This window comes from Streptococcus symci, assembly GCF_006385165.1.
GTDB lineage: Bacteria > Bacillota > Bacilli > Lactobacillales > Streptococcaceae > Streptococcus > Streptococcus symci.
In genome coordinates this window covers 780,232-803,327 of record NZ_VFJA01000001.1, presented here as the reverse complement: position 1 = coordinate 803,327, position 23,096 = coordinate 780,232, and the positions used below count along the sequence as shown (strand labels likewise).

Below are 23,096 nucleotides of genomic sequence, written 5' to 3'. Positions count from 1 at the left end.
TTACAATTCAGCAAGAATCGCTTTAAGCAAGCCTTTAAAGTCTCCTTTAACACGTTCAGTCACTTCTACAACTTCTTCGTGGTTGAGTTCTTCTTGGAAACCTGCAGCATGGTTAGTAATACATGAAATACCGAGAACTTTCAAGCCTGAGTGAGCTGCCACAATAACTTCAGGAACAGTCGACATACCAACTGCATCTGCTCCCAGTGTCTTATAGGCGCGGATTTCTGCTGGTGTTTCATAAGTCGGACCAGTAACGCCGATATAGACACCTTCATCAAGCTTGATACCAAGTTTTTTAGCCACTTCATGGGCAGTAGCTCGGTATTCTGGTGTGTAGGCTTTAGACATATCAGGGAAACGTGGACCAAAATCATCCAAGTTTTCACCCATCAATGGGTTTTGCCCCGTCATATTGATATGGTCTGAGATAGCCATCAAGGTACCAGGACCAAATCCAATACCTCCAGCTGCATTGGTTACAATGACACCTTCACATCCGAGAACTTTCATCACACGAACTGGGAAAGTCACGACTTCAAGAGGATTTCCCTCGTAGAAATGGAAACGACCTTGAAGAGCCAAGACCTTGCGACCTGCAAGTTCTCCATATACCAATTTACCAGCGTGACCGACTACTGTAGAGCGACCCCAGTTTGGAATCTCAGCATAGTCTACTACAACAGGATTTTCGATTTCTTCTGCAAGTTCTCCCAGACCTGATCCAAGGATTAGACCGAACTCAGGCGCTTGGATTCCCTTGTCTTTCAGGAAAGCAGCTGTTTCATTGATTTTGTCTAAAAATGTCATTGTGTGTCTCCTTCATTATTAGTTTTTAGCATTTGACCGATTTTGTCAAAGGTTTTAGCATTGCGAATTGTAATATTGCGATAGAAAGGCATCTTGATTAACTTCTTATGATAGGCAGTTGCATAGTAGGATTCCTCAGAGAATTTCCCCCAGAAAATCCCAAGTTTTCCAAAATGAACGACTTCATCTTCCAGTTCCAAACTGTTCACTTTCTTGATGACTTGATCCACATCCAATCCCTCCGTGTAGAAGAGCACATCTTTTCGAGCCAAGTCTTTGGACCACCAATCTGGCAGATTCTCCAGCTCTGCTTCGTAGTCTTCCTGACTCAGCAAAGAAAAGCTCTGAATAAATGGATAATGGACTGCAAAGAAAGTCTCTAACTTTTTAACCAATCGGGCTTTTGGAGCTGTAGAAGTATAGAAAATGTTGCCACTGTTGATGTAGGTCTCAACCTTTTCCAGTCCCAACTCTGTCAGTTCTTGACGAAGTTGCGCCATGACAACCTTATTTTTCCCACCTACATTAATGCCCCGAACAAGTAAAGCATATCGCGTCATCTTATACCAATTTATCTAAGAAACTTTCCCCAATCATGGCAGTTTCCACACCAAAGTTATCTGCAACTGTCGCTGAGATATCTGCAAAATGTCCAACTGGAATCAAACCGTTTCCTTTAAAGGCAGGACTGTAAGCCAAAAGTGGGATATATTCACGAGTATGGTCCGTTCCTGCATAGGTTGGGTCATTTCCATGGTCCGCAGTAATCAAAAGAAGGTCGTTCTCTCTCATGGCTGCGATAATTTCAGGCAAGCGTTCATCAAACTCATGCAAGCAATCACGGTAACCGTGAGCATTACGACGGTGCCCGTAAAGAGCATCAAAGTCAACTAAGTTTGTGAAGGAGAATCCTTTTTCAAACTCAGCAAGGCTCATGGTCTTCAATAATGTATCAATTCCGTGGCTGTTTGACTTGTTGTGGCCCATGTCATGGTTGATACCAGCACTGTTAAAGATATCATTGATTTTACCAACAGCGTAAGTATCGATACCAGCTTCATTCAATTTATCCAAAACAGTCGGTGCAAATGGAGATACAGCCAAGTCACGACGGTTTGCTGTACGAGTGAAGTTACCTGGCTCACCAACATATGGACGGGCAATGATGCGGCCTAGAAGGGCAGGGCGCTCAAGGGTAATCGAACGAACGTATTCACAGATACGGTACAATTCATCCAAAGGAATAATATCTTCGTGGGCAGCAATTTGCAAAACAGGATCTGCTGAAGTATAGATAATCAACTCCCCAGTTTCCATTTGACGTGGTCCAAAATCATCGATAACAGCTGTACCTGAGTAAGGTTTGTTGGCTTCACGAATGACCTTACGTCCTGAAAATTCTTCGATTTTTGTCAAAATTTCTTCTGGGAATCCATTCCAGAAAGTATCGAAAGGTTCTGTAATGTTAAGGCCCATGATTTCCCAGTGTCCAGTCATGGTATCCTTACCAAGAGATACTTCTTCCAATTTTGTTGCATATCCTGTTGGATTGCTTTCAGCTGGTACAGTCTTAAGAGGGGTTTCACGAGGAATATTTCCCAGACCAATTTTAGCCATGTTTGGCACATTCAAACCAACTGTTTTTGAAATGTGTCCCAGTGTGTCAGAGGCACCATCTGGAACCCCTGCATTGACAAAGTTATTGGCATCTGGTGCAGCACCGATTCCCACAGAATCCAGTACCACCAAGTGAATACGATTAAATTTTGACATAATGTGTCTCCTTATTATGTTGATTAGTTTGCTTTTGTTGAAGTTAAAATCTGAACCCCATTTCGTCCAGCTACGATCACCTTATCCACCATTTGATTGAATAAGCCGTGCTCTACGACACCAACAACATGGTCCAATTCTTGGCCAAAGGCAATTGGATCTTCAATGACATCCAAGGCAAGGTCAATGATAAAATTCTGCATATCGGTCACAAAACGTTGGCCGTCTTTTTCACGGAAACTTGGTTTATAGCCAGCTCGATCAAAACGACGAAAGACTTGTTCTGCGCCATACTGAACCACTTCCACAGGCAATTTAAAAGCACCCAGTTTCTCTACTAGCTTGCTTTCATCCACTACCCAAATATATTCTTTTGAGGGCGTTGCCACAACCTTCTCCATCAGAAGGGCACCACCACCGCCTTTAATTCCGTTAAACTGACTATCCACTTCATCCGCCCCGTCGACTGTCACATCAACAAAGTCTACTTGGTCAATAGACTTGAGTGGGATATTAAGCCCTTCAGCCTGTTTACTAGTCACACTAGAAGTCGTTACAGCTGTAATCTGCAATCCTTCTTCCTTGATACGACGACCGATTTCTTCGACAAAATAATAGGCAGTAGAACCCGTTCCCAGTCCGACAACCATCCCATCCTTGACAAACTCAGCAGCCTTGATAGCTGCCATTTTCTTCAGATTTTCCACTCAAACACCTCCATTAAAGAGCTACTTTTATTATAACATGTATCCGTTTTTATTTCATGGATACACTGGAAAAACCCGAACATTTTTATTTCGGGTTTTGATATCCTATTTAACCATATCAGGATCGTAGTCATAAAATCCTGTATCAAGGAAACGGTTTTTAGGGTGTAACTTGCGTACTTCCTCATCCAGCAAGAAAGCTTGGTCATGGCTAAAGCTGCCCTCTTGGATCAAGCTACGCGCTTGGATAAAGAGTTTTGCAATCTCAACAAAGTTCTGACCTGGAGTGTAGAGCCCTTCTAGTTTCCAGTGAGTGAAACCATTCTCTACCAATTCTGTCAATTTTGTCATCAAATCAAGGTCGTTATTGGCAAAGATGTGGGTTCCATGATTATCTTCAAAAATAGAATAGTGGCTCTCAGGGTCACTTGGCTCTGCCAAGAAAAGGTCACGCTTGCGAGTCTTTTCATCATCGATATGCGTGAAGTTATAGTAATTTTGCAAGAGCGGACGCTTAGAATGATGGATGACACTAGCACCGTAAACCAACACTTCAGCAGGAATTTCCAAAATCTCTGGCATTTTGAAAAGTTCAGCTGATGGAATTTCACGCGCCAAAACAGCCTCAGATGCGCCAGCCTTTTGTCCCCAGAAGTTGATCTGACGACTGCTAGTGACCATAGTCGAAGCATCGTAGATAGTCTTAAAGGAATAACCATCGCGATTGACCACGTAAAAGACACCTGCATCCCCAATCGTGATGTAGTCTGTCTTGATTTCTTCTAAGAAATCAAGGAATGGCTTGATACGGTCCATCATATCTTGGTGCATGAGGGCATTGACCGCAACAATCAATTCCTTACCAGCTTCATGAACCAACTCAGCGATTTCGCGCAATTGATCATAGCTAAAGGTTGTTGGCAGACGAAGGCCAAAATCTTTCTCACCGACATAGATACGGTCTACGCCAGCTTCGAGCAGTTGTTTAACTTGTTCAATACTTTCAGCAGTTGCTGTAATGATAATCTTTTCCATAAGGAAAATTATACCATATTTCTGGAAAATCAGCTATGAATACTGAGAGTTTTCTAAAAAGTCAAAGTCATTTTTTAAAGTTTACAATAAAAAGGTGAACAGTAACCAATACTGTCCACTCTCTTTTTTTATGCATGTCTTGATTCAACTAGGTGGCCATCATCCATAACATAAATACGGTCAACCTTATCAAGAAGGCGTGTATCATGTGTAATCATGACAACTCCTCTACCTTGTTCGTGGGCAATGGCAGCCAACATCTCCGTTACTTGGTAAGCACGCTGGGTATCTAAACTTGCTGTTGGCTCATCTGCAAGCACGATACTTGGATTGTTATAGAGTGCTCTAGCAATTGCGGCTCATTGACGTTCTCCACCCGATAAAGCCTTTGGATACTGATCTTGTACTTTTCCCAAATCCAACAACTCAAAAAGTTCTTTTCGATCACTTTTACTATTTTTTCCCTTATCCAGTCTGTCAATCAAATCCAACTGTTCCTTGACCGTTAGAAAAGGAATTAAATTTGAAGCTTGGAGAATAAAGCCAAACTCTCTAAAACGGAGGTCTGTTTTCTCCTTCTCTGTCAAACTTCCTGTTTCCTTCCCCTTGACTAAAATCTTTCCACTCGATGCTTCCTGAAGTTGTCCTAGAGTTGTTAGAAAGGTCGTCTTCCCAGAGCCTGAAGGCCCAACGATAGCCACGAACTCTCCCGCATTTAGCTGAAAATTCGTCTCATGCAGAGCTACGACTTTCATCTTTCCTTCCCCGTACGTTTTTGTCACTTGACTCATTTCAATCAATGCTGTCATACTATTCTCCTTATCACTCTGCAATCGCAGTAATCGGGTCCACCTTTAGCAAGCGTGGAAGTGAAATGACACCACCTAGCATGGCCATCAAACAAATCACCAAGCTTAGGACAGAGTAAGCTATCCAGCTTTGGTAGAAAAAGAAGGTAGCTGGTAAAAACAAAATCACTCCTCCGATAGCTAGCAAGGCTAGAGAAATTCCCATACCAGCTAGGAAGAAGATTTGACAGAAAAGAGACCATACAATGGTTTTGATCTGTATTCCCTGAGCCCGCATTATTCCATAAAGACCTAGTTTTTGGATGGTAATGATATAAATAAAAATACCCACAATCAAACCTGTTATGACAATCATAGCCAGAATCATTCCTGAAAATACATTAACCTGAGGTGTGTAACCAGGAATTTTCGAAATCATTTTTGGAATAGAAATCTGTTTCAGTCCATCGCCAGCCAATTCTATATCATTTTTCAATACCAAGGCAGAGATGGAACGATTGGCTTTCAAGGTTCCTTGTAATGTCCAATAAGTTGACAGACTCGTAAAGACAACAGGCTCCGTGAAAAATTTATTATCTTGAGTCAGACCTACAATCTTGTAACCTGTATCGCTTCCATTCAGCTGAATAGTATCACCTAGCTTAATCCCATAATTCTCAAAGGACTGATCCACGACAACCTCATCATCCCCCTCAGGATAACGACCCTCCGTCAAAATCGGAGAGATAAAAGAGTCCCACTCTTGAGCAAAGATGGAAACATTGACCTTTTCACTATCATCGACTAGATTAGTCACAGCAAACATATACCCTAGTGGAGTAGCCTCCTTAGAACTCTTTTCCTTATAGTCCTTTTCAGGAATAAAAGATGCCGTCAAATTATCATTTGCGTAGTCAGATAAAACCACACCCGTCGCTTGCCAGTTATCAATAGCGGCTCGGTTGTTTAGCACAAGACCAAGAGCTAGACTGGTCATAAAAAAGATCATAAAAGCGATAAGAAAAATAGTAGTTAGAATCAAACTATATCGAAGTTTGTTTCGTAATATTTCTTTGATAGCAAGATACATGCTTATCTCCTTTAACTTTTCCAAGAGGTATCAATTAGACACCTCACTACTACAAAAATAGGAGACAGAAAATCTGTCTCTGTATTCAAAACAAATCTCACTAATCAAATTAAATAAAATAAAGAAAATAAGGAAATAATTTTCCTAAAAATGAATCAATTGGTAGCTCTATTTTCTTAGTAATATAATCAATTATGAATATTAATAAGTATTGAGTGTCTATCCATCCTATCATTTTCACATTATAGTGTCAAGAAAAGTGATTTTGAAAAGGGACTTTATTCTTATTGTAACCTTTCTGTAATAATTCTCTGCTGAAAAAATGATAAAATAGGTATGTACCGTTAAGGAGAGAATAATGCCCGTAAGAAAATTACAATCCTATGAGGTAGACAATCAAGAAGAATTAAGCCAGCAGGTTCCTCGCTATCAAGATTATACACCTGAAGCGCAATCTGATGCCAATCTCAAGGAAATCCTATTTTTTGTTAATATCGCTGTTTTTTGTATCTGTATTGCTATCTTTAGTTTTATCTTCTTAGCATTAAAATTATCAACTGCTCTTGCCTTTACCGCAGCAATCGGAGCCAGCTTACTTGTCTTAAAAGTTCAACGATTTATTATCAAGCGAAAACGTAGAAGATAAATCCAAAATATCGCCCCAGCTGGAGCGATATTTTTATTTTTTCTTTTTAGATGGTGTGTGGATGGCAATCTTCACTTCAAAGACTGTTCCTTTCGGTTTATTATCTTTAACAGTAATGGTTCCTTTTAGGGCATCTACAATTTGCTTGGCTAGGGATAACCCTAAACCAAAACCACCTTTTTGGCGGGTTCTAGCCTTATCAACTCGATAAAATCTATCAAAAATTTTCTTCTTATCTTCTGCTGAAATACCGACTCCATTGTCAGAAACTAACAAATAAAGATTACGATCAGTCGCTGAAATCATAAAATCAATTTCACCATCCTCCTCAGTATATTTGATAGCATTATCAAATAGGATGGTCATCAGTTGTTTTAGTAAAAGTTGATCTGTGACAATCGTTCGATGGATGCGATTTTCAAAACGGAAGACACGGTCGTTTTCCGAGGCAATCATCTCATAGTTTGTGAAAGTCGTATTAAAAAAGCTAGTTGGAACTTCTGCAAGTTCTGGCTTAATCCCATCATCTCTACGAGCTAAATTCAACAAGTTTGTCGTCAAAAACCTCATGTTTCGGACTTCTTCTAAACTAGAGGCAATGCTTTCGCTCACATCCATAATGGTTGCTTCTGGCTTACGGAAAAGGGTCTCTAAGCGATTTTGCAAAACTGCAAGTGGAGTTCGCAACTCATGACTGGCATTTTCCACAAAGGACTGTTGCTTCTGCATGCTCTCAAGCAGGGGCCTAACACTGACCCTAGCTAGATAGAGACTGGCAAGTAAAGACAAAATCCAGAAACTTGCCATCACAATCACAATCAATTTCTCATGCTTTTGACTGGCCTGCTCCAACTGACTGGTATTAATCAAGACAGCCGCATACTTGATATTGGTTGAAACCGAACTGATATTGGTTTCCATCAAAATCATGCGATAGATTTCTTCTTGTCCATAGCTATTAAAAACCTGAATCTGGTAGATATGGCCTAGTTCTTTCTTCTCTAACTTAATCTTATCCAATCCCAAAAATCGATTTCCAGAAAGGAGTTGGGTAAAATTTTTATCAAAAAGAATGACTTCAGTGTTAGAACTGACATTGGGTTTTATCTCAGTCTTGCTGGTATCTGTAGCGGCATTCTCTAAATCTTTAATCTCTTCTGTTGCCCTATTTACAGCAAGCTGAATAACTGCTTGAGGATTTTCACTCAGTCCATGAAGCTTATCATCCACCGAAGTATAAAGACTCGAATGCATAACCTGTAAAATAATCAAGGTCATGGCAGAGAAAATCAGAGTGAAGACACCAAAGTTGCGGATAAAATAACTAAAGTCATCCGCATACCATGTTTTTTTTAGTTTACTGAACATCTTTTAAAATATACCCAACACTGCGCAAGGTTTGCAAATTCTCTGCAAAAGTGGTTCCTTTTAATTTCTTACGGACTTTTGAAACATAGACTTCGACAACCGAAATCGTTGTGTCACTATCAAATCCCCATAGACGATCAAAAATCTGAGTCTTGGGCAAAATAACATTTTGATTTTGAAGAAAATAAACTAGTAAATCGAACTCTTTCCCCAACAATTCGACAGGAGTATCTTCGACTTTAACGGTATTGGTTGACAAATTAACCACAATATTTCCATAAGTCAAGGTGTTTTCATTAAACTTGCCTGAACGTTTGAGAAGCGCTTGAATCCGCATTTTGAGTTCTTCTAAGTAGAAAGGTTTGGTCAGATAGTCATCTGCTCCCAGTTCAAATCCATGTCCCTTGTCATCCAAACTTTCCTTGGCAGTCATGATCAGAACTGGTGTCGTAATTCCTTTTTCACGCAATTCTTTCAAGACTTGGAAGCCATTTTTTTCAGGCAACATCAAATCGAGCAAAATCAAATCATAGACGCCACTTTCAGCTTCGTAGAGTCCTTCTTCCCCATCAAATACCTGCATGACATCCGCAAAATCGTCTAAAAAGTCAAATACTGAATTTGACAGACCTAGGTCATCCTCAACCAATAAGATTTTTATCATGAGAAACTCCTCCTTATTAAAACCATTATACCAAATTTGCCTTAAAAAAAAACTCAACTCTCTGCATTTTACATGAGATAGCTGAGTTTTTTATGATTTTACGAATGTTTACGCTTTACCATATTGAAGAACGACTGATTCCACTGCAGTTTTTTCACGGTTAATCAAGTCAACACGCGCTGCAATTTCCTTGATTCCCATACCGATGTTACGGCTAAGAGCAAGGTCAGAAAGTTGCGGTTCAAAGAATTCCTTGTACTCTGCCAAGCGTTGCTGAGTCTTAAATACGTGAGCAGGAAGGATAACAAAGCTATCAAAGCTCATATCTCCACCAAGAGCTGCCTTAATCCAAGCCCAATTTTCACGAGCCCAAGACCATGCTGTTTCCTGAGTTGCTTGATGGCTTAAGAACTGGAAGTACCAAGCAGACAAGTCTTGTGGTTTGACCACAAATTTGTCCTTCCAAGAAGTAATCAAGGTTTGGATATTGTCCGCATCTGTACTGTAAGCAAGAGCAGCTGCCAACTGACGTTTAAAGACAGCATCTGTTGCGTGAGTATAAGTATCAAGATAAAGTGCTAACAAGTCTTTAGTCTCATGATGTTTCATCTCATTAATCAGAACTTGTGAGCGAATAGCTGCTGGAAGTCCTGCAAGATTCTCCTTGTGAGTCGCGAAGATTTGACTAGCGGCTTGACTAGCTTCTGCATCATTTGAACGAATCATCATAGAAACAGCCAACTGACGAACCAATTCATCCTCATCTGATTCGCCATCTTTAGCTTCAAAACCAAGACGGTCATAATTATGACGAGCCAATTTAGCAACCAAGGCTTTGAAGGCTGTTTCAGCTTCTGTACCTTCATCGATAAAGCGCTCAAGAGCAGAAATTACTTGAGAAACTGCTGAAACAACAAGGTAAGATTCTTCTTTAGCAAGTTTATCAAGTACTGGAAGCAAGTCTGCATAAGAAATGTGCCCTGCTTCAGCAAGCAAACGACGTTCTTGGACGATTTGCAGTTTACTTGTGTTATCAAGCTCAACTAGGTCAGCAAGAACTGCATCCAACAAGTCTCCTTGATAGTCTGTAATGTAGTGGGCTGTATTTTCAGTATTGAAACGAAGAGCTCCTTCATTTTCAGCAAGAAGGGCTACGTAGCCTGGAATTTCGATGCTTTCAGTTTCAAGTGTATCAGGCAAGCCTTTCCAGTTGCTGTTTAGTGGCACAACCCAGAGACGGTTCTTGTCTTCGTGCTCACCGATGAAGAATTGTTTTTGTGAAATCTTCAAGACATCATTTTCAACTTTGACAGTGAGAACTGGATAACCAGGTTGTTCCAACCAAGAATCCATGAAGGCTGCGACATCACGTCCAGACGCTTGACCAAGAGCATCCCAAAGGTCACGACCAATGGTATTGCTGTATTGATGTTTTTCAAAGTAGGCATGCAAACCTTTGGCAAAATCGGCATCACCTAGCCAACGGCGAAGCATGTGCATGAGGCGACTTCCTTTGGCATAGACGATAGCTCCGTCAAAGAGCGTATTGATTTCATCTGGATGTTTCACTTCGACGTGAACAGATTGAACACCATCAGTCGCATCACGTTTCAAGGCAGACGGAACACCACCTGTTTGGAAATCTTCAAAGATATTCCAGCTTGGTTCAATAGCATCCACACAGACGTACTCCATCATGTTAGCAAAGCTTTCATTGAGCCAAAGGTCATCCCACCATTTCATAGTAACGAGGTTCCCAAACCATTGGTGAGCCAATTCATGGGCCACAACTAGAGCAACTTGTTGACGGCTAGCAAATGTTGAGTTTTCATCCACAACCAAGTAAACTTCACGGTAGGTCACAAGACCCCAGTTTTCCATAGCACCAGCTGAGAAGTCAGGAAGGGCGATGTGGAGAGATTGAGGGATTGGGTATTTAACTCCATAGTAATCTTCGTAAAACTCGATAGAGCGAACAGCGATATCCAGTGAGAAATCAAGGTTTGATAGTGGGTGGGCTTTGGTTGAGTAGACACCTACGAGGGTACCGTTTTTAGTTTTAGCCGTTACCCCTTGCAAATCACCTGCTACAAAGGCTAACAAGTAAGAAGACATGCGAGGTGTTGTCTCAAACTTCCAGATACCTGTTTCCTTACGGTTTTCAACATCGATTTCTGGCATGTTAGACAAGGCCAATTCACCTTCTGCTTGGTCAAAACGTAGAGAGAGGTCAAAAGTTGCTTTGGCTTCTGGCTCATCCACACATGGGAAGGCTTCGCGCGCAAAATGGCTCTCGAACTGAGTTGACAAGACTTCCTTCTTGACTCCATCAACTGTGTAATAAGAAGGATAAATTCCTGTCATGTTGTCTGTAATTTTTCCTGAGAAAGCGATAACCACTTCAACTTGACCTGCTTCCGCAAGTTCGATATGAAGGGCTTCATTGTCATGATCAATTGTGAATGGGCGAGCTCCCCCTGCAACTTCGACAGTGGCTATTTCCAAGTCTTTTTGGTGGAGGGAAATGCGGTCACTCTGTGCTTGACCAGTAATGGTCACCTTTCCAGAAAAAGTCTTGGTCTCACGACTCAAGTCTAAAAATAAATCATAATGTTCAGGAACAAATTGCTTAATAAAATGTTCAACTGCTTGCATAGTTTTCTCCTATTCTAAGTTTAAGAGCTGCTACTCTTCTTCAAACAAACTTATTATATCATGTTTTACTTGAGAAAAAAGGATTGGACGGTGATTTTCAAAACTTTCTTCCTTCTAATAGTCTACAGTGGGTAGACCTTGCGAAATTCTTCTAAAACAACCTTGCTTTCAGGTGTAAAAGTCAGTCCTGCTTCTTTCAGCCACTCGGCGAAACAATCCTCATGAACCTGACGCCAATAGGCTAGGGATTTATCACCCTCCCCTTCCTTAAAGGCATGTTGAGCAGAAACTTGATTGAAGGGCTGGACAGAAACCTTTGTAATTTCAACAATACAGACAGCCTGATTTTGACTATCTAAAATGATGTCAAAGGTGCCTTCTTGCGGAAGAAGTTCTCCTTCTAGTGCGTAGAGGTCATAAGCCGACGCTGTTGCTGTCTTTTCGCCTTTAAACACCAAATCCGCTAAAAGGTCTGGTTCTACTCCAAAAGCCCAGGCATCTATCTCATCTCCAATCGAGGGGTTAATTTGCTTGTAGGCATTCCACATTTCTTGAGGTGTCATGGGTTGCTCCTTTGTAATTTTTTACTTTCTTCTTTTATATGTTTGAGATGGTCTGGATGGTCAATCTCTAAATTAAAAATCTCTGGAATAGAACTGTAGTGAATAATGCACTTGATACCCATCTGATTCATTTTTTGTATGAAAGAAGCATTCAGATATCCTGCTACAGCAAAGTCAATCTTTTTCGTCCTTGCTTTATCCTGCATATCTCTTAGCATATCTAACATTATTGGACTTTCCATATCATGCCATTGACTGTTTCTCACAGTGGCAAAAATAAAAGAAGTTAAATCATTCATTCCAACTACAATCTTTGAAATGCCCGTTTCCAGTATACTAGATAAGTCAAAATACGCTGACGGTAATTCAATCATCGTTCCAATTTTTCCAGTGAAACCATGCTGGCGCAATACTGTAATAGCTTGTTTTAATTGGTCGGCATCATTGACAAAAGGAAAGATAACAGATAGATTGGGATTGTTTTGATAAACTTCTGTAACGACATATGCTTCAGCCTGAAATTCATCCGGACACGCCAGCAAACGCCTAGTTCCTCTATATCCAAACAAAGGATGACGTTCGTCAAAATGCTGTTTAGTTCCCTCTAAACAATTGGCTTCTGTATTCGTTAATTCAGAAAAACGATACCAGATCTCCTCATCTGAGTACAAGGAACAGATAATATCTAGATAATCTTTTACAAATTGCTGACAACTTGCTAATATGATGTTTTGATTAAGCTCTCTCAACAAGTATTCCCCACGAATCATGCCAACATGATGAAATAGTTGGGGGTAAACTTTTTCAGTAATTTTTTCGCCACTAAGAGCTAGTTGGTTTCTCATCATTCACCTTCCAAGTCATGTAAGAGTTCTTGTCCAATTCTGGAAATCCTAATAATTCAGACTTAACCTTCAAGACTAACGGCGATGCATTTTCTTCTGTGATCTCTTGAATATCCATCCAACTCCCCCTACTTCAAAGACCAGCCACCATCTATTGTCAGAATTTGACCCTGCATGGCAGATGCCTTTCCACTGGCCAAAAAGAGACTGACTTCTGCCACTTCCTCTGGTTCAATCCAGCGTTTGATTGGGGTTTCACTAGCAACCCAGTCAGCCAATCCACCTGGCTCAAAATCTGCAGCAGTCATAGCTGTCTTGACTGCTCCTGGAGCGATACCAAAGACCTGAATCCCAGCTTCAGCATAGTCTAGAGCCAACTGCTTGGTAAATCCTGCCAAAGCATGCTTAGATGAAGTATAGGCGTGACCACCACCTCCTGCTAGGCTAGAAGCAATGGAGCACATATTGATAATGATTCCTTTTTTATTCTCCAGCATTTGTGTCAAATAATGCCGAGTCAACTCTACTGGAGTAACGTAGTTAATTTCAAAAATCTCTTGAATTTCCTGCACTGATTGTTCCAATAGGGGTTTATAATCATCCAAAACTCCAGCAGTATTGCACAAAACATCAACCTGAGGACACCAGTCAAAAATAGGCTCCAAGTCCAAGGTCAAATCTCTCTGTAAAAAATGGAAATCACCTTGTAGGAATGGATTTTCACCTTGGTCCACTCCATAAACTTGATAGCCCTTTTCTAAAAAGAGTCGAGCTTGAGCCAGACCAATCCCTGAACTCACTCCTGTAATGAATACACGTCTAGTCATGCACTTCTACCCAATCTGTCGCCAAAACATCACAAGGTGTCGGACTCCACATGGAAAAACCTTCTCCTTCTCCAGACACGTTGATTAGGAAATAAGGTGTCACTTCCAGTGCAACCCCGTTTTGTTCAATAGTATCAAAAAGCTGGACATAGTTTTCCGCACCTCCCCAACCAGTTCGTACATATTTTTTCTTAGCCTTTAACCCAGGTAGAATTTCTTCAAATGTCATGTTTTTCTCCTTTAATATCAATAATTCTTCCCTTCATTATAACAAAAAAACCGCTTTAAAACGGCTTTTTGACTGTGATTTATTTACATCTGCTTCTACTTACGGCAAATTATTCCCTGCTGCAAGATAAATTTCATACCATTCTTTTCTTGTTAAGCTAAAGTTTCCCGCTTGGCTAACTTCTCTCAAGTGCTTAGGATTTGTGGTACCTACAACTGCCTGCATTTTTGCTGGATAACGCAATATCCAAGAAACGGCAATAGTTGAAGTGGTTACTCCATATTTAATAGCTAAACGATCAAGTACTTGATTTAAAACTTGAAATTTCTCATTTCCAACAAAATTCCCTTTAAAATACCCGAATTGTAAGACAGACCATGCTTGAATGACCACATCGTGTAATTTGCAATATTCAAAAATACTGCCATCTCGCATAGCTGCTTGACTATCTTCCATATTAACATGAAAACCTGATTCGAATCCTGGAGTAAAAGCCGCACTCAATTGTAGCTGATTAACAGCTAACAGCTGCTTGACATCTTTTTTAAGCAACTCCATCATCATAGGATTTTGATTAGAAACTCCAAAATCTCGAACCTTACCTTGTTTATAAAGGAGATCAAAGGCTTCTGCTACTTGGTCAGATTCCATCAAAGCATCTGGTCGATGAAGAAGCAAACTATCTAGATGATCAACCTGCAGTCTTTCTAAAATCCCATCAACTGATTGTAATATATACTCTTTTGAAAAATCAAAATAGGTAAATTCTTCAATGCGAATGCCACATTTGGACTGTATCCACATCTTTTCTCTTAAATCTGGACGATTTTTTAGGACAAGACCTAACAGTTCTTCACAACGACCACGACCATATATATCAGCCAAGTCGAAAGCATTGATTCCAACAGAAAGTGCTGTTTCTACAAGCTCTTCAACTTCTTTTACAGACTTATCTTCTATTCTCATCATTCCGAGAACAATTTCTGATAATTCTTTGTCATCTTGACCAAGAGTTATGTATCTCATCAAATTTTTCTCCTTAAATTTCTAACATTCTTCCCTTCATTATAACAAAAAAACCGCTTTAAAACGGCTTTTTGACTGTATATTAGTTAAATAAACTAATAGCTATCCAATTTTTAAATTATTTAAGTTCAATCAGTTTATTATAAATTTTTTCAGTTAGCTCTTTCTGCTGTGTTCCTGTTAAATAGTGTGATGTACGAATTAAAACTGTTCCATAAACATAGTGTGAACCAGGATTTAAAGCAGTACCATCAAATGCGCTAATATATGTGTTGCGTTTCTCAGCTTCGTCTTTTGTCCTATACACCTCTACATTTCCACCAGCATCATTTCCTTTCTGAACAATATCAGATCCCTCTACTGAATGTGTAACTTGATTGTCAACAAAATATACAGACGCTGTGTACCCACCTTGTTTATTCAATTTATTATTTGGATCGTTATTTTCAGTAACAGACTGTACTCCTGTAATTGAAGAAATTTCTTTGAGTCTTTCTTCAACAAAAGTATTAGATGGATTTGTAATTTGTTTTAGCTGAAGAATACTATTTTGATAAAGAGTCTGTTTGTCAGATAAATTCTTTATTGTCTCACTATAGTCCACTGGCTTGCTTAATTCTTCTATTTGCTCCTCAATCTTAGCAGTTGATTTCTCCATTTCTGGTACTTTACGAAGTAAATTCTGACTATCTTCAATCGCTTTTTTTAATTCTTCTAATTTTTTTGAATCTAATGGCTCTTCGCCACTATCAATTACCTTCTCAGCCTCAGCTATTTGGTTTTCAACCTCTTTATTTTTTTCTTGTAAATCTTTGACTATATCTTCAAACTTAGTTACAGCAGATCTGTAGGGGACATAAGATAAGAAATAGTATCCAAGACCAGAAATTCCTAATATCAGACACATTGACAATATAATTATTTTTTTCTTCATATTAATCTCCAAAAAATATTTAATATCTCCATAATTCTACTATATTACCCCAAAACACGCAACAAAAAACCGCTTTGCAACGGTTTTTTGACTGTATATCTACTAAATTTTTCCTACCACTGCAATCCAGCTGCTATAATTTCTTTCTTAGAGGCAAATTTACCATTTGGTCTGTGCCATCTGCCTCTTGAGTCTCTAAAATAACCTCCTGAATTTGCTGCTGGCGTATTTGATTCCTGACTTTCTTCCTTTTCTTGTTCTGCTTGACGAGCCTTCTCTTCCTCTTCTTTCGCTTTCTTCTCGGCTTCTGCTTTTTCCTCCGCCTCTTTCTTAGCCTTTTCCTCAGCTTCCTTCTTAGCTTTTTCTTCGGCTTCTTTCTTAGATTTTTCTTCTTCATTTTCAACTGTATTTTTGGCAGTACCGTCCAAATAGTTAATTTCTGCATTGGCCGAAGCATTGTCCAAAATAACATGAGTCACAAAGTACTTATCAACCTTTTCCTTGCTACTCCCTAATTTAATCTCCAAGAGTTTACCATTTTCATCAATACCTACATATTGCAACTCAATTTGTCTTGGAATCAGCTCATCTTTCTGATAAATCGGCGTCACCTTGTAATCAAGATAGTAGTTAGGATGATTAGCAAGCCATGAATCCAATCTATTTTCATAGTAAAGCATACTTTCTTGATTAGTATCATCTGTACCATAATATGTTCCAGCATTAAGCCAGTTAGTCATAGGAACTAAATTTCTCTTTTCATCATTCAAACCACTAAATTGGTAACTAATTAAATGACCTCTACTCATCAACCAAGCTTCTTCCCGGCCATCTCCGTAGAAAAATTTATAGTTGTGCCACCCAACTGGATCATAGGTTAATTTTGAAGCTCTTTTTTCAGTTGGCTCATCGCTATCCTTTAGCTGAATATGAGCACCCGTCGCACGATTTTTAGAATCCAGTTCCCCAAGCTCAAGCTGTTTTTCATTTTTAAAGGGCAAGAGACCAGCTTCTTTGAACAACTTCTCATCAAACTTAGCTTGTGTTTGTTCCACTTTTGCTTCTGAAACTTTTGCTTCTTCCTTATGACCAGAACAAGCCGCCAAGGTAAAGGCTGACAAAATGGATAGACTAACATAAACAAACTTCTTCATCTTTAACATCTTTTTAATTACCTTTAGCATTTTTATTTTATTTTATTATAATATATCAAAATAATCAATTTTATTATATATTATTATTGTTAAAAACCGCTTTGCAACGGCTTTTTGACTATACTTCACTCCATTTTATCTTCTTAAATCTACGGAAAAATAAAAAAACGACAACCACTTTTCAGCGGTTATCGTTGCTTATCTTTTTAATCTTTTCCACCAAGTCGACTATTGATATTCATCATGATACTAGCTATTTTTTCACCCCAGTACGGATCTGATGCATAGCGTACATTCATTCCTGTCGCTTTATTTCCAAGGTGATCTCTTCCACGGTCAATATAGTTCTCACGAATCCACTTGGCCGCACCAAGAATTCCTTTGTCTACATCATCAAATTTCTTAGCGGAATCATAGGGACTGGTATCGTAAGCAGCTATACCGAAGAAGTTATTTTTATCATTAGCAATTTGGCTACGTCCCCAAGCACTTTCTAGCGCACTGTGAGCCATTAAATAGAGAGCATTGACACCGTAACGTTTTTCAGCTTCCTTAAAAATTGCTCCTTTACCGGCAAGACGACTGTTTCGGATATTCATCATCGAATAAACTCTATTTAATTCATCCGCACTATAGTTGGTTGGTTCAGTTAAATTCTTGAAAAGGAAACGATTTTTGATAGTAAACCCATCGAAATGTTCTCCATCCTTTGAATAATACTTCTTACCAATTTTCATGGCTGAAGTATGTGGAGCTACCCGAATACTAGTGTATGGAGAAAGTTCATGATATAGGAATCTTCCATCTGTAGTATAGTAAGGAATAAACTCACTTCCTTCATCAACTAAAACCAAATCACTTTGATTCATATAACCGGACAAGCCTGATATTGAAACAGCTAGACGACTACCCTTGCTTTTAGAGCCATCATAGGTCACAATACTTCCCTGATTGACATAGCTCAAAATATCTCCTGATTCGCTATAAATATAGGCTGTGATTGGTTTAACCTTAAAATATTTTGGACTTTGAATCCACTTTCCGTTATCTTGGAAGAAGTACTCTTTATTTTTGATGTTAAAACTACCAGTAACATAGCTTCCATCTTCTTTCAGGTAGTACCATGCATTGTAGTTAGGATCAAAAATCCATTCATTCTTGGCCATATAACCACCAGATTTGAGGTAATAAGCACCAATCCATTCACGTGAAGCATAAGCACCACCTGATTTTAAGTAAAACCAGCTATTATAAGATTTATCAAAAATCCATTCTTTTTCAGCCATTGCTCCACTATTTTTTAGATAGTAAGCATCTTTCCACTGATTAATAGCCATCACACCATCACTGTTAAAATAGTACCATGTGCCCTTAATCTTTTCCCATTTATTACGAAGGATCTTTCCTGAATCTGTAGCATAATACCATTTATCAGTAATCTTCACCCAAGCATTTTGAGCCATTGCTCCACTACTATTAAGAAGATAATCGTTCACTAGAACATTGCTAGCCATAACTCCATCTTGCTTGAAGTAATACCAAACATTGCTAATTTTTTCCCATCTATTACGAACAATCTTTCCTGAATCTGTAGCATAATACCATTTATCAGCAATTTTCACCCAGGAATTTTCTACCATTGCTCCACTAGTATGAAAAGCATAGTCATTAACAATTCTATTGCTGGCCATGATTCCATGTTGATCAAAGAAATACCAGACACTCGCAATCTTTTTCCAGTTTTTGATTGGTTGATTATTCTCATAAAAAAGCCATTTCCCATGCTCTTTCTGCCAACCATTCTTATGAGCTTCTTCAACTTTTTCTTTATTTGAAATAGCCTCTTTTTTAGAATTATTTTCTTTTACAACAACTGGTTCTTTCTTTTTTTCCGTCTTTTCAGCTTCATTCTTTGTATGTTCAACAACTTTTTTCTCTTCTGATGCTAGAGTCTGATTTTTATCTTTAGACTGATTTTTGTCCACAGACTGACTCTTATTCGTCGTTTGACTTTGGTCTGTTGTTTTACTATCTTCAGCAAAGACTGATGTTGTTGGCACAATTGCCAATGCAAGCACTGCCGTGCTTACAAGTAGTGTTCTCTTCATTTTACTCCCCTAAGTAGAAATTCATCTACATCATTCGTAATTAACTATATTCTAACATAGTTAAAGGATGAAAATTATATGTCTTATTGACAATAAGGATAGTCTAGCTTATCTAAGGCTGGCTTTTACTTCTTTACGTAGTTCTTCTAGACTACTAATACCATATTTATCCATAGCCTTTGGTAAATTTTCGATGATGTCAGGACAGGCATATGGATTGGTAAAGTTAGCTGTTCCAACTCCAATGGCAGATGCTCCAGCCAGATACATTTCTAGTGCAGCTTCTGCCGAATCCACTCCTCCCATTCCAATAATAGGCAGGTCTGTCGTTAGGGCGACTTGGCGGATGAGTTTAAGGGCTACTGGAAAGACTGCTGGGCCAGACATCCCACCTGTTCCATTAGCCAAGATTGGTTTTCTAGTTTTGAGGTCAAAGCGCATACCAACCAGAGTATTAATCATGGTCAAGCCACTTGCTCCTGCAGCTTCTGCAGCTTTTGCGACGGTGACGATATCCGTCACACTAGGTGTTAGTTTGACATAAACTGGTACATCAGAGGCTTCCACCGCTGCTTTCACCACGTCATAAGCTAAATCTGGATCTTGACCAATCAAGAGTCCATGATTACAGTGGTCTACATTGGGGCAAGAAATATTGAGCTCAATAGCCTTTACATTAGCCGCCTTGGAAATCCCATGAGAAACAGCCGCATACTCTTGTTTTGAAAAACCAGCTACATTGGCAATAATAGGAAGATTTGGATATTCTCTTTCCAGCCAAGGTAACTTTTCAGCCAAAACAACTTCCAAACCAGGATTTTGCAAACCAATTGCATTGAGCATACCAGCAGGTGTTTCTGCCACTCTGGGAGTTGGATTTCCAAAACGTGGTTCAAGGGTTGTCGCCTTGATCATAATAGAACCTAAAAGATCTAAGTCATAGTACTTGGCATACTCCTGTCCAAAACCAAAACAGCCTGATGCTGGAATGATTGGATTCTTCAAATCCAAACCAGGTAGAGAAACTTGTAAACGATTTTTAGTCATGATTTTCTCCTTATAATACAACTGTTCCTGTGCGGAAAACAGGGCCATCTTCACAGACGCGTTGGCTGACCGTCTCGCTTTCTGGCACTTTTAGGACGCAGGCATAGCAAGCGCCCATCCCACAAGCCATACGAGATTCCAAAGATAGATAGGCTCTTGGATGGTTATAGAAGGTTTGGTTGATATACTTCATCATTCCAGGCGCCCCACATGAGTAAACAGCATCAAATTGATTGTCTAAATCCTTGATAACAACGGAGACATTCCCCTTGATGCCAAAAGAACCATCATCTGTTGTTACAAAGACCTGCCCATATTGGTCTAATTCCTTTTCAAGGATAACAGCATCCTTATTAGCAAAACCGAGGACTGTCACTACTTTCACTCCACGTCCATGCAATTCCTTGGCAACCTCAAGCAAGGGTGGAACACCAATCCCCCCACCAACGAGAAGAACCTGGCTCTGCTCATCTAGGTCAGACAAGTCAAAACCATTCCCCTGAGGCCCCATCACATCAAGAGTATCTCCCTGACTTAAGGTTGAGAAAATAGCTGTCCCAGTTCCCTCAATCCGATAAATGAGATGACACTGCTTCTTAACCTTATCGATAGACGAAATTGAAATAGGGCGACGCAAAAGATGAGCATCATCAGGCACACGCAGATGAAGAAATTGGCCAGCTCGCATGGCTTCAACCATTTCTCCTTCTAGGACTAATTCAAAGATTGCTGGCGCGATTTCCTCCTGTGCAACCACCTTCATGGTTTCCAAACGGATGGCACCCAAACGTTTCTTACATGTGGGATTCATGACTTTTCCTCCTTAAATTTTAAGGGGACCAGACAAAGAAAAGACCTTGCTAGTGCAAGGCCTCAGTTAAAATCGTACAACACAAGAGAGCACACTCAAAAAGTCCCCTCTAGAAAATTGTACTATTCTTTTATCTGACACCTTGTGAGTCTCTCTGGACTCCCCTTAAAGGTTAAATTTTTACTAGTATACTCTTTCAACCAAAAAAAGTCAAGTAGAAAACGAACATTCTACTTGACTTCACGAGATTATTTTTCACGAATGACTTCAACCTTGTAGCCATCAGGGTCTTTGACAAAGTAATAGTTAGGTGCAGTTCCTGGTAGACCATTTGGTTCAGTAACTTCATAGCCTTTGGCACTGTGCTCTTGATGAAGCGCTTCAAGATCAGGTGTACTGAGAGCGATATGGGCAAACCCATCTCCAACCACATAAGGACCGTGATCGTAGTTATAAGTCAACTCCAACTCATAGTCGTCACCCTCAAGTCCTAGATAGACAATCGTGAAGGCATGGTCTGGAAAATCTCTACGACGCAATTCTTTAAAACCAAAAGCGTCTTGATAAAATGCGATTGATTTTTCAAGATTTTCTACTCGCAAGCAAGTGTGTAGCATTTTTGAAGCCATATTTTTCTCCTTTATTTTTAAAAAGACTGGGACAATCCTGTTCCAGTCTTATCTGTCATTATTTACCAAGTTTTGCTTTAGCTGCATCTGCAAGAGCTGTGAAAGCTGCTGCATCGTTAACAGCCAAGTCAGCAAGCATTTTACGGTTAACTTCGATCTCAGCCAATTTCAAACCATGCATCAATTGTGAGTATGAAAGTCCGTTCATACGAGCTGCCGCGTTGATACGAGTGATCCACAATTTGCGGAAGTCACGTTTTTTCTGACGACGGTCACGGTATGCATAGTAGTAAGAGTTCATTACTTGTTCTTTTGCAGTACGGAACAAGATGTGTTTAGCTCCATAGTAACCTTTTGCTAATTTAAGAATACGTTTACGACGTTTGCGTGATACAACGCCACCTTTAACACGTGCCATGTTTTATTTCCTCCAAATATTTCCTAGAATTGTTTACTTACAGTCAAGCTATTATTTCAAGCGAGTAAGCATTGCTTTGATACGTTTGTAATCTCCTGAATGCACCATAGATGCTTTACGAAGATGACGACGTTGTTTCTTAGTTTTTCCGTGGAAACGGTGAGAAGTGTAAGCACGGAAACGTTTAAGTCCACCAGAACCTGTACGTTTGAAACGTTTAGCTGATGCGCGGTGTGTTTTTTGTTTTGGCATGATTTTTTCTCCTTTATTTAACTTTCTGACAATTATTTTTTGTCAGTCGCTGGCGCCAATTGCATGAACATTTGACGTCCATCCATTTTAGCACGTTGTTCGATGATGGCAATATCTTGAGTTGCTTCAGCAAACTCGGCTAAAACTTTTGCACCAATCTCTTTATGGGTAATCATACGACCCTTAAAGCGAATAGATACCTTAACTTTATTTCCTTTTTCAAGGAATTTACGTGCATTGCGAAGTTTTGTATCAAAGTCACCCTTGTCAATAGTTGGACTTAGACGAACTTCTTTCACAGTAACAACACTTTGTTTTTTACGTTGTTCTTTTTGCTTCTTCTGGTACTCAAATTTGAACTTACCGTAGTCCATAATTTTTGCAACAGGCGGTTTGGCTTGGGGTTGAATCAATACTAGGTCAACATTAGCGTTATCAGCCAAAGCTTGCGCTTCACTGAGTGGCTTGATGCCTAGCTGTTCTCCTTCAAGACCAATCAAGCGAACTTCACGTACACGAATCTCATCATTGATGAATAAGTCTTGCTTTGCTATGGTTTTCACCTCTTTTGTTTTATTAGAGAAAAACAATAGCGGACTCGTAAATATACAAGCCCGCACGTTATGATAGCGTTTCTTAGAAACTTTTCATCCGTAGGGCCAGGCAACTTAATGTCACAAGGCGAGAAGCTCTCACTTCTGCTTTTCTCAACTTTTA

25 protein-coding genes, 1 pseudogene and 1 other annotated feature are annotated in these 23,096 nt (G+C 39.6%); of the genes and pseudogenes, 1 reads left to right on the top strand and 25 read right to left on the bottom strand.

Features of this window, described 5'->3' with window-relative positions; translation table 11 throughout:
- The 7 genes and pseudogenes from FJN11_RS03890 to FJN11_RS03860 form a co-directional block, all read right to left on the bottom strand.
- Positions 1–810 (bottom strand): purine-nucleoside phosphorylase, encoded by an 810-nt coding sequence (locus FJN11_RS03890; RefSeq protein WP_125385933.1) that lies wholly within the window; start codon positions 808–810, stop codon positions 1–3.
- Positions 807–1,370, bottom strand: coding sequence for a DUF1697 domain-containing protein (locus FJN11_RS03885; protein ID WP_125429964.1), 564 nt, complete (start codon positions 1,368–1,370; stop codon positions 807–809). The genes FJN11_RS03890 and FJN11_RS03885 overlap by 4 nt, the downstream gene beginning before the upstream one ends.
- A gap of 1 nt (position 1,371) precedes the next feature.
- Entirely contained in the window at positions 1,372–2,583 is a 1,212-nt protein-coding gene (locus FJN11_RS03880) for a phosphopentomutase (RefSeq protein WP_140224112.1), read from the bottom strand.
- Between the two features lie 23 nt (positions 2,584–2,606).
- Positions 2,607–3,290, bottom strand: a complete 684-nt coding sequence (gene rpiA / locus FJN11_RS03875; protein ID WP_140224111.1) for a ribose-5-phosphate isomerase RpiA — start codon at positions 3,288–3,290, stop codon at positions 2,607–2,609.
- Positions 3,291–3,395: 105 nt separating this feature from the next.
- A complete protein-coding gene (locus tag FJN11_RS03870; RefSeq protein WP_140224110.1) occupies positions 3,396–4,325 on the bottom strand; it encodes a peptidase U32 family protein in 930 nt (309 codons plus the stop codon).
- A 128-nt stretch (positions 4,326–4,453) separates the two neighbouring features.
- Positions 4,454–5,134: pseudogene (locus FJN11_RS03865) on the bottom strand (ABC transporter ATP-binding protein).
- Positions 5,135–5,147: 13 nt separating this feature from the next.
- A complete protein-coding gene (locus FJN11_RS03860) occupies positions 5,148–6,203 on the bottom strand; it encodes an ABC transporter permease (protein WP_140224109.1) in 1,056 nt (351 codons plus the stop codon).
- Between the two features lie 358 nt (positions 6,204–6,561).
- On the opposite strand from FJN11_RS03860, the gene FJN11_RS03855 reads away from it, so the two are divergent.
- Positions 6,562–6,849: a DUF3270 domain-containing protein gene (locus tag FJN11_RS03855; protein ID WP_042751319.1), complete on the top strand. Its 288-nt coding sequence runs from the start codon at positions 6,562–6,564 to the stop codon at positions 6,847–6,849.
- A gap of 33 nt (positions 6,850–6,882) precedes the next feature.
- Here FJN11_RS03855 and ciaH read toward each other — a convergent pair whose 3' ends face one another.
- The 18 genes from ciaH to infC form a co-directional block, all read right to left on the bottom strand.
- A complete protein-coding gene (gene ciaH / locus FJN11_RS03850) occupies positions 6,883–8,217 on the bottom strand; it encodes a two-component system sensor histidine kinase CiaH (RefSeq protein WP_140224108.1) in 1,335 nt (444 codons plus the stop codon).
- Entirely contained in the window at positions 8,207–8,881 is a 675-nt protein-coding gene (gene ciaR, locus FJN11_RS03845) for a two-component system response regulator CiaR (RefSeq protein ID WP_000590639.1), read from the bottom strand. Before ciaR ends, ciaH begins: the two co-directional genes overlap by 11 nt.
- A 108-nt stretch (positions 8,882–8,989) precedes the next feature.
- The gene (locus FJN11_RS03840) at positions 8,990–11,536 is read right to left on the bottom strand and encodes a M1 family metallopeptidase (RefSeq protein ID WP_140224107.1); all 2,547 of its coding nucleotides are present in this window, start codon (positions 11,534–11,536) and stop codon (positions 8,990–8,992) included.
- 122 nt (positions 11,537–11,658) lie between these two features.
- Positions 11,659–12,099 carry an ASCH domain-containing protein gene (locus FJN11_RS03835; RefSeq protein ID WP_140224106.1) on the bottom strand — a complete coding sequence of 147 codons (441 nt, stop codon included), beginning with the start codon at positions 12,097–12,099 and terminating at the stop codon, positions 11,659–11,661.
- Positions 12,096–12,944 carry a putative PEP-binding protein gene (locus FJN11_RS03830; RefSeq protein ID WP_140224105.1) on the bottom strand — a complete coding sequence of 283 codons (849 nt, stop codon included), beginning with the start codon at positions 12,942–12,944 and terminating at the stop codon, positions 12,096–12,098. Before FJN11_RS03830 ends, FJN11_RS03835 begins: the two co-directional genes overlap by 4 nt.
- The gene (locus FJN11_RS10715; RefSeq protein WP_181146384.1) at positions 12,922–13,062 is read right to left on the bottom strand and encodes a hypothetical protein; all 141 of its coding nucleotides are present in this window, start codon (positions 13,060–13,062) and stop codon (positions 12,922–12,924) included. Before FJN11_RS10715 ends, FJN11_RS03830 begins: the two co-directional genes overlap by 23 nt.
- Before the next feature lie 10 nt (positions 13,063–13,072).
- Complete coding sequence (locus FJN11_RS03825; protein ID WP_140224104.1) at positions 13,073–13,771, bottom strand: 3-oxoacyl-ACP reductase; 699 nt, start codon at positions 13,769–13,771, stop codon at positions 13,073–13,075.
- Positions 13,764–14,000, bottom strand: a complete 237-nt coding sequence (locus FJN11_RS03820; RefSeq protein WP_000141913.1) for a DUF2829 domain-containing protein — start codon at positions 13,998–14,000, stop codon at positions 13,764–13,766. The genes FJN11_RS03825 and FJN11_RS03820 overlap by 8 nt, the downstream gene beginning before the upstream one ends.
- Positions 14,001–14,099: 99 nt before the next feature.
- A complete protein-coding gene (locus FJN11_RS03815; protein ID WP_140224103.1) occupies positions 14,100–15,026 on the bottom strand; it encodes an aldo/keto reductase in 927 nt (308 codons plus the stop codon).
- 118 nt (positions 15,027–15,144) lie between these two features.
- Positions 15,145–15,960 (bottom strand): EbhA, encoded by an 816-nt coding sequence (locus FJN11_RS03810; RefSeq protein ID WP_140224102.1) that lies wholly within the window; start codon positions 15,958–15,960, stop codon positions 15,145–15,147.
- 113 nt (positions 15,961–16,073) lie between these two features.
- Entirely contained in the window at positions 16,074–17,114 is a 1,041-nt protein-coding gene (locus FJN11_RS03805) for a DNA/RNA non-specific endonuclease (protein WP_140224101.1), read from the bottom strand.
- A gap of 206 nt (positions 17,115–17,320) precedes the next feature.
- Entirely contained in the window at positions 17,321–19,222 is a 1,902-nt protein-coding gene (locus FJN11_RS03800) for a glucosaminidase domain-containing protein (RefSeq protein ID WP_140224100.1), read from the bottom strand.
- Positions 19,223–19,330: 108 nt separating this feature from the next.
- Positions 19,331–20,317 (bottom strand): dihydroorotate dehydrogenase, encoded by a 987-nt coding sequence (locus FJN11_RS03795; RefSeq protein WP_181146383.1) that lies wholly within the window; start codon positions 20,315–20,317, stop codon positions 19,331–19,333.
- Positions 20,280–21,080: a dihydroorotate dehydrogenase electron transfer subunit gene (locus tag FJN11_RS03790; RefSeq protein ID WP_049491832.1), complete on the bottom strand. Its 801-nt coding sequence runs from the start codon at positions 21,078–21,080 to the stop codon at positions 20,280–20,282. Before FJN11_RS03790 ends, FJN11_RS03795 begins: the two co-directional genes overlap by 38 nt.
- A 248-nt stretch (positions 21,081–21,328) precedes the next feature.
- Complete coding sequence (gene gloA, locus FJN11_RS03785; RefSeq protein ID WP_000157153.1) at positions 21,329–21,709, bottom strand: lactoylglutathione lyase; 381 nt, start codon at positions 21,707–21,709, stop codon at positions 21,329–21,331.
- Positions 21,710–21,767: 58 nt separating this feature from the next.
- Positions 21,768–22,127, bottom strand: a complete 360-nt coding sequence (gene rplT, locus FJN11_RS03780; RefSeq protein ID WP_000124834.1) for a 50S ribosomal protein L20 — start codon at positions 22,125–22,127, stop codon at positions 21,768–21,770.
- A gap of 51 nt (positions 22,128–22,178) precedes the next feature.
- The gene (rpmI, locus tag FJN11_RS03775; RefSeq protein ID WP_001125943.1) at positions 22,179–22,379 is read right to left on the bottom strand and encodes a 50S ribosomal protein L35; all 201 of its coding nucleotides are present in this window, start codon (positions 22,377–22,379) and stop codon (positions 22,179–22,181) included.
- Between the two features lie 32 nt (positions 22,380–22,411).
- The gene (infC, locus tag FJN11_RS03770; protein WP_000848180.1) at positions 22,412–22,942 is read right to left on the bottom strand and encodes a translation initiation factor IF-3; all 531 of its coding nucleotides are present in this window, start codon (positions 22,940–22,942) and stop codon (positions 22,412–22,414) included.
- 15 nt (positions 22,943–22,957) lie between these two features.
- Positions 22,958–23,089, bottom strand: a sequence feature (ribosomal protein L20 leader region).
- Positions 23,090–23,096 lie beyond the last annotated feature (7 nt).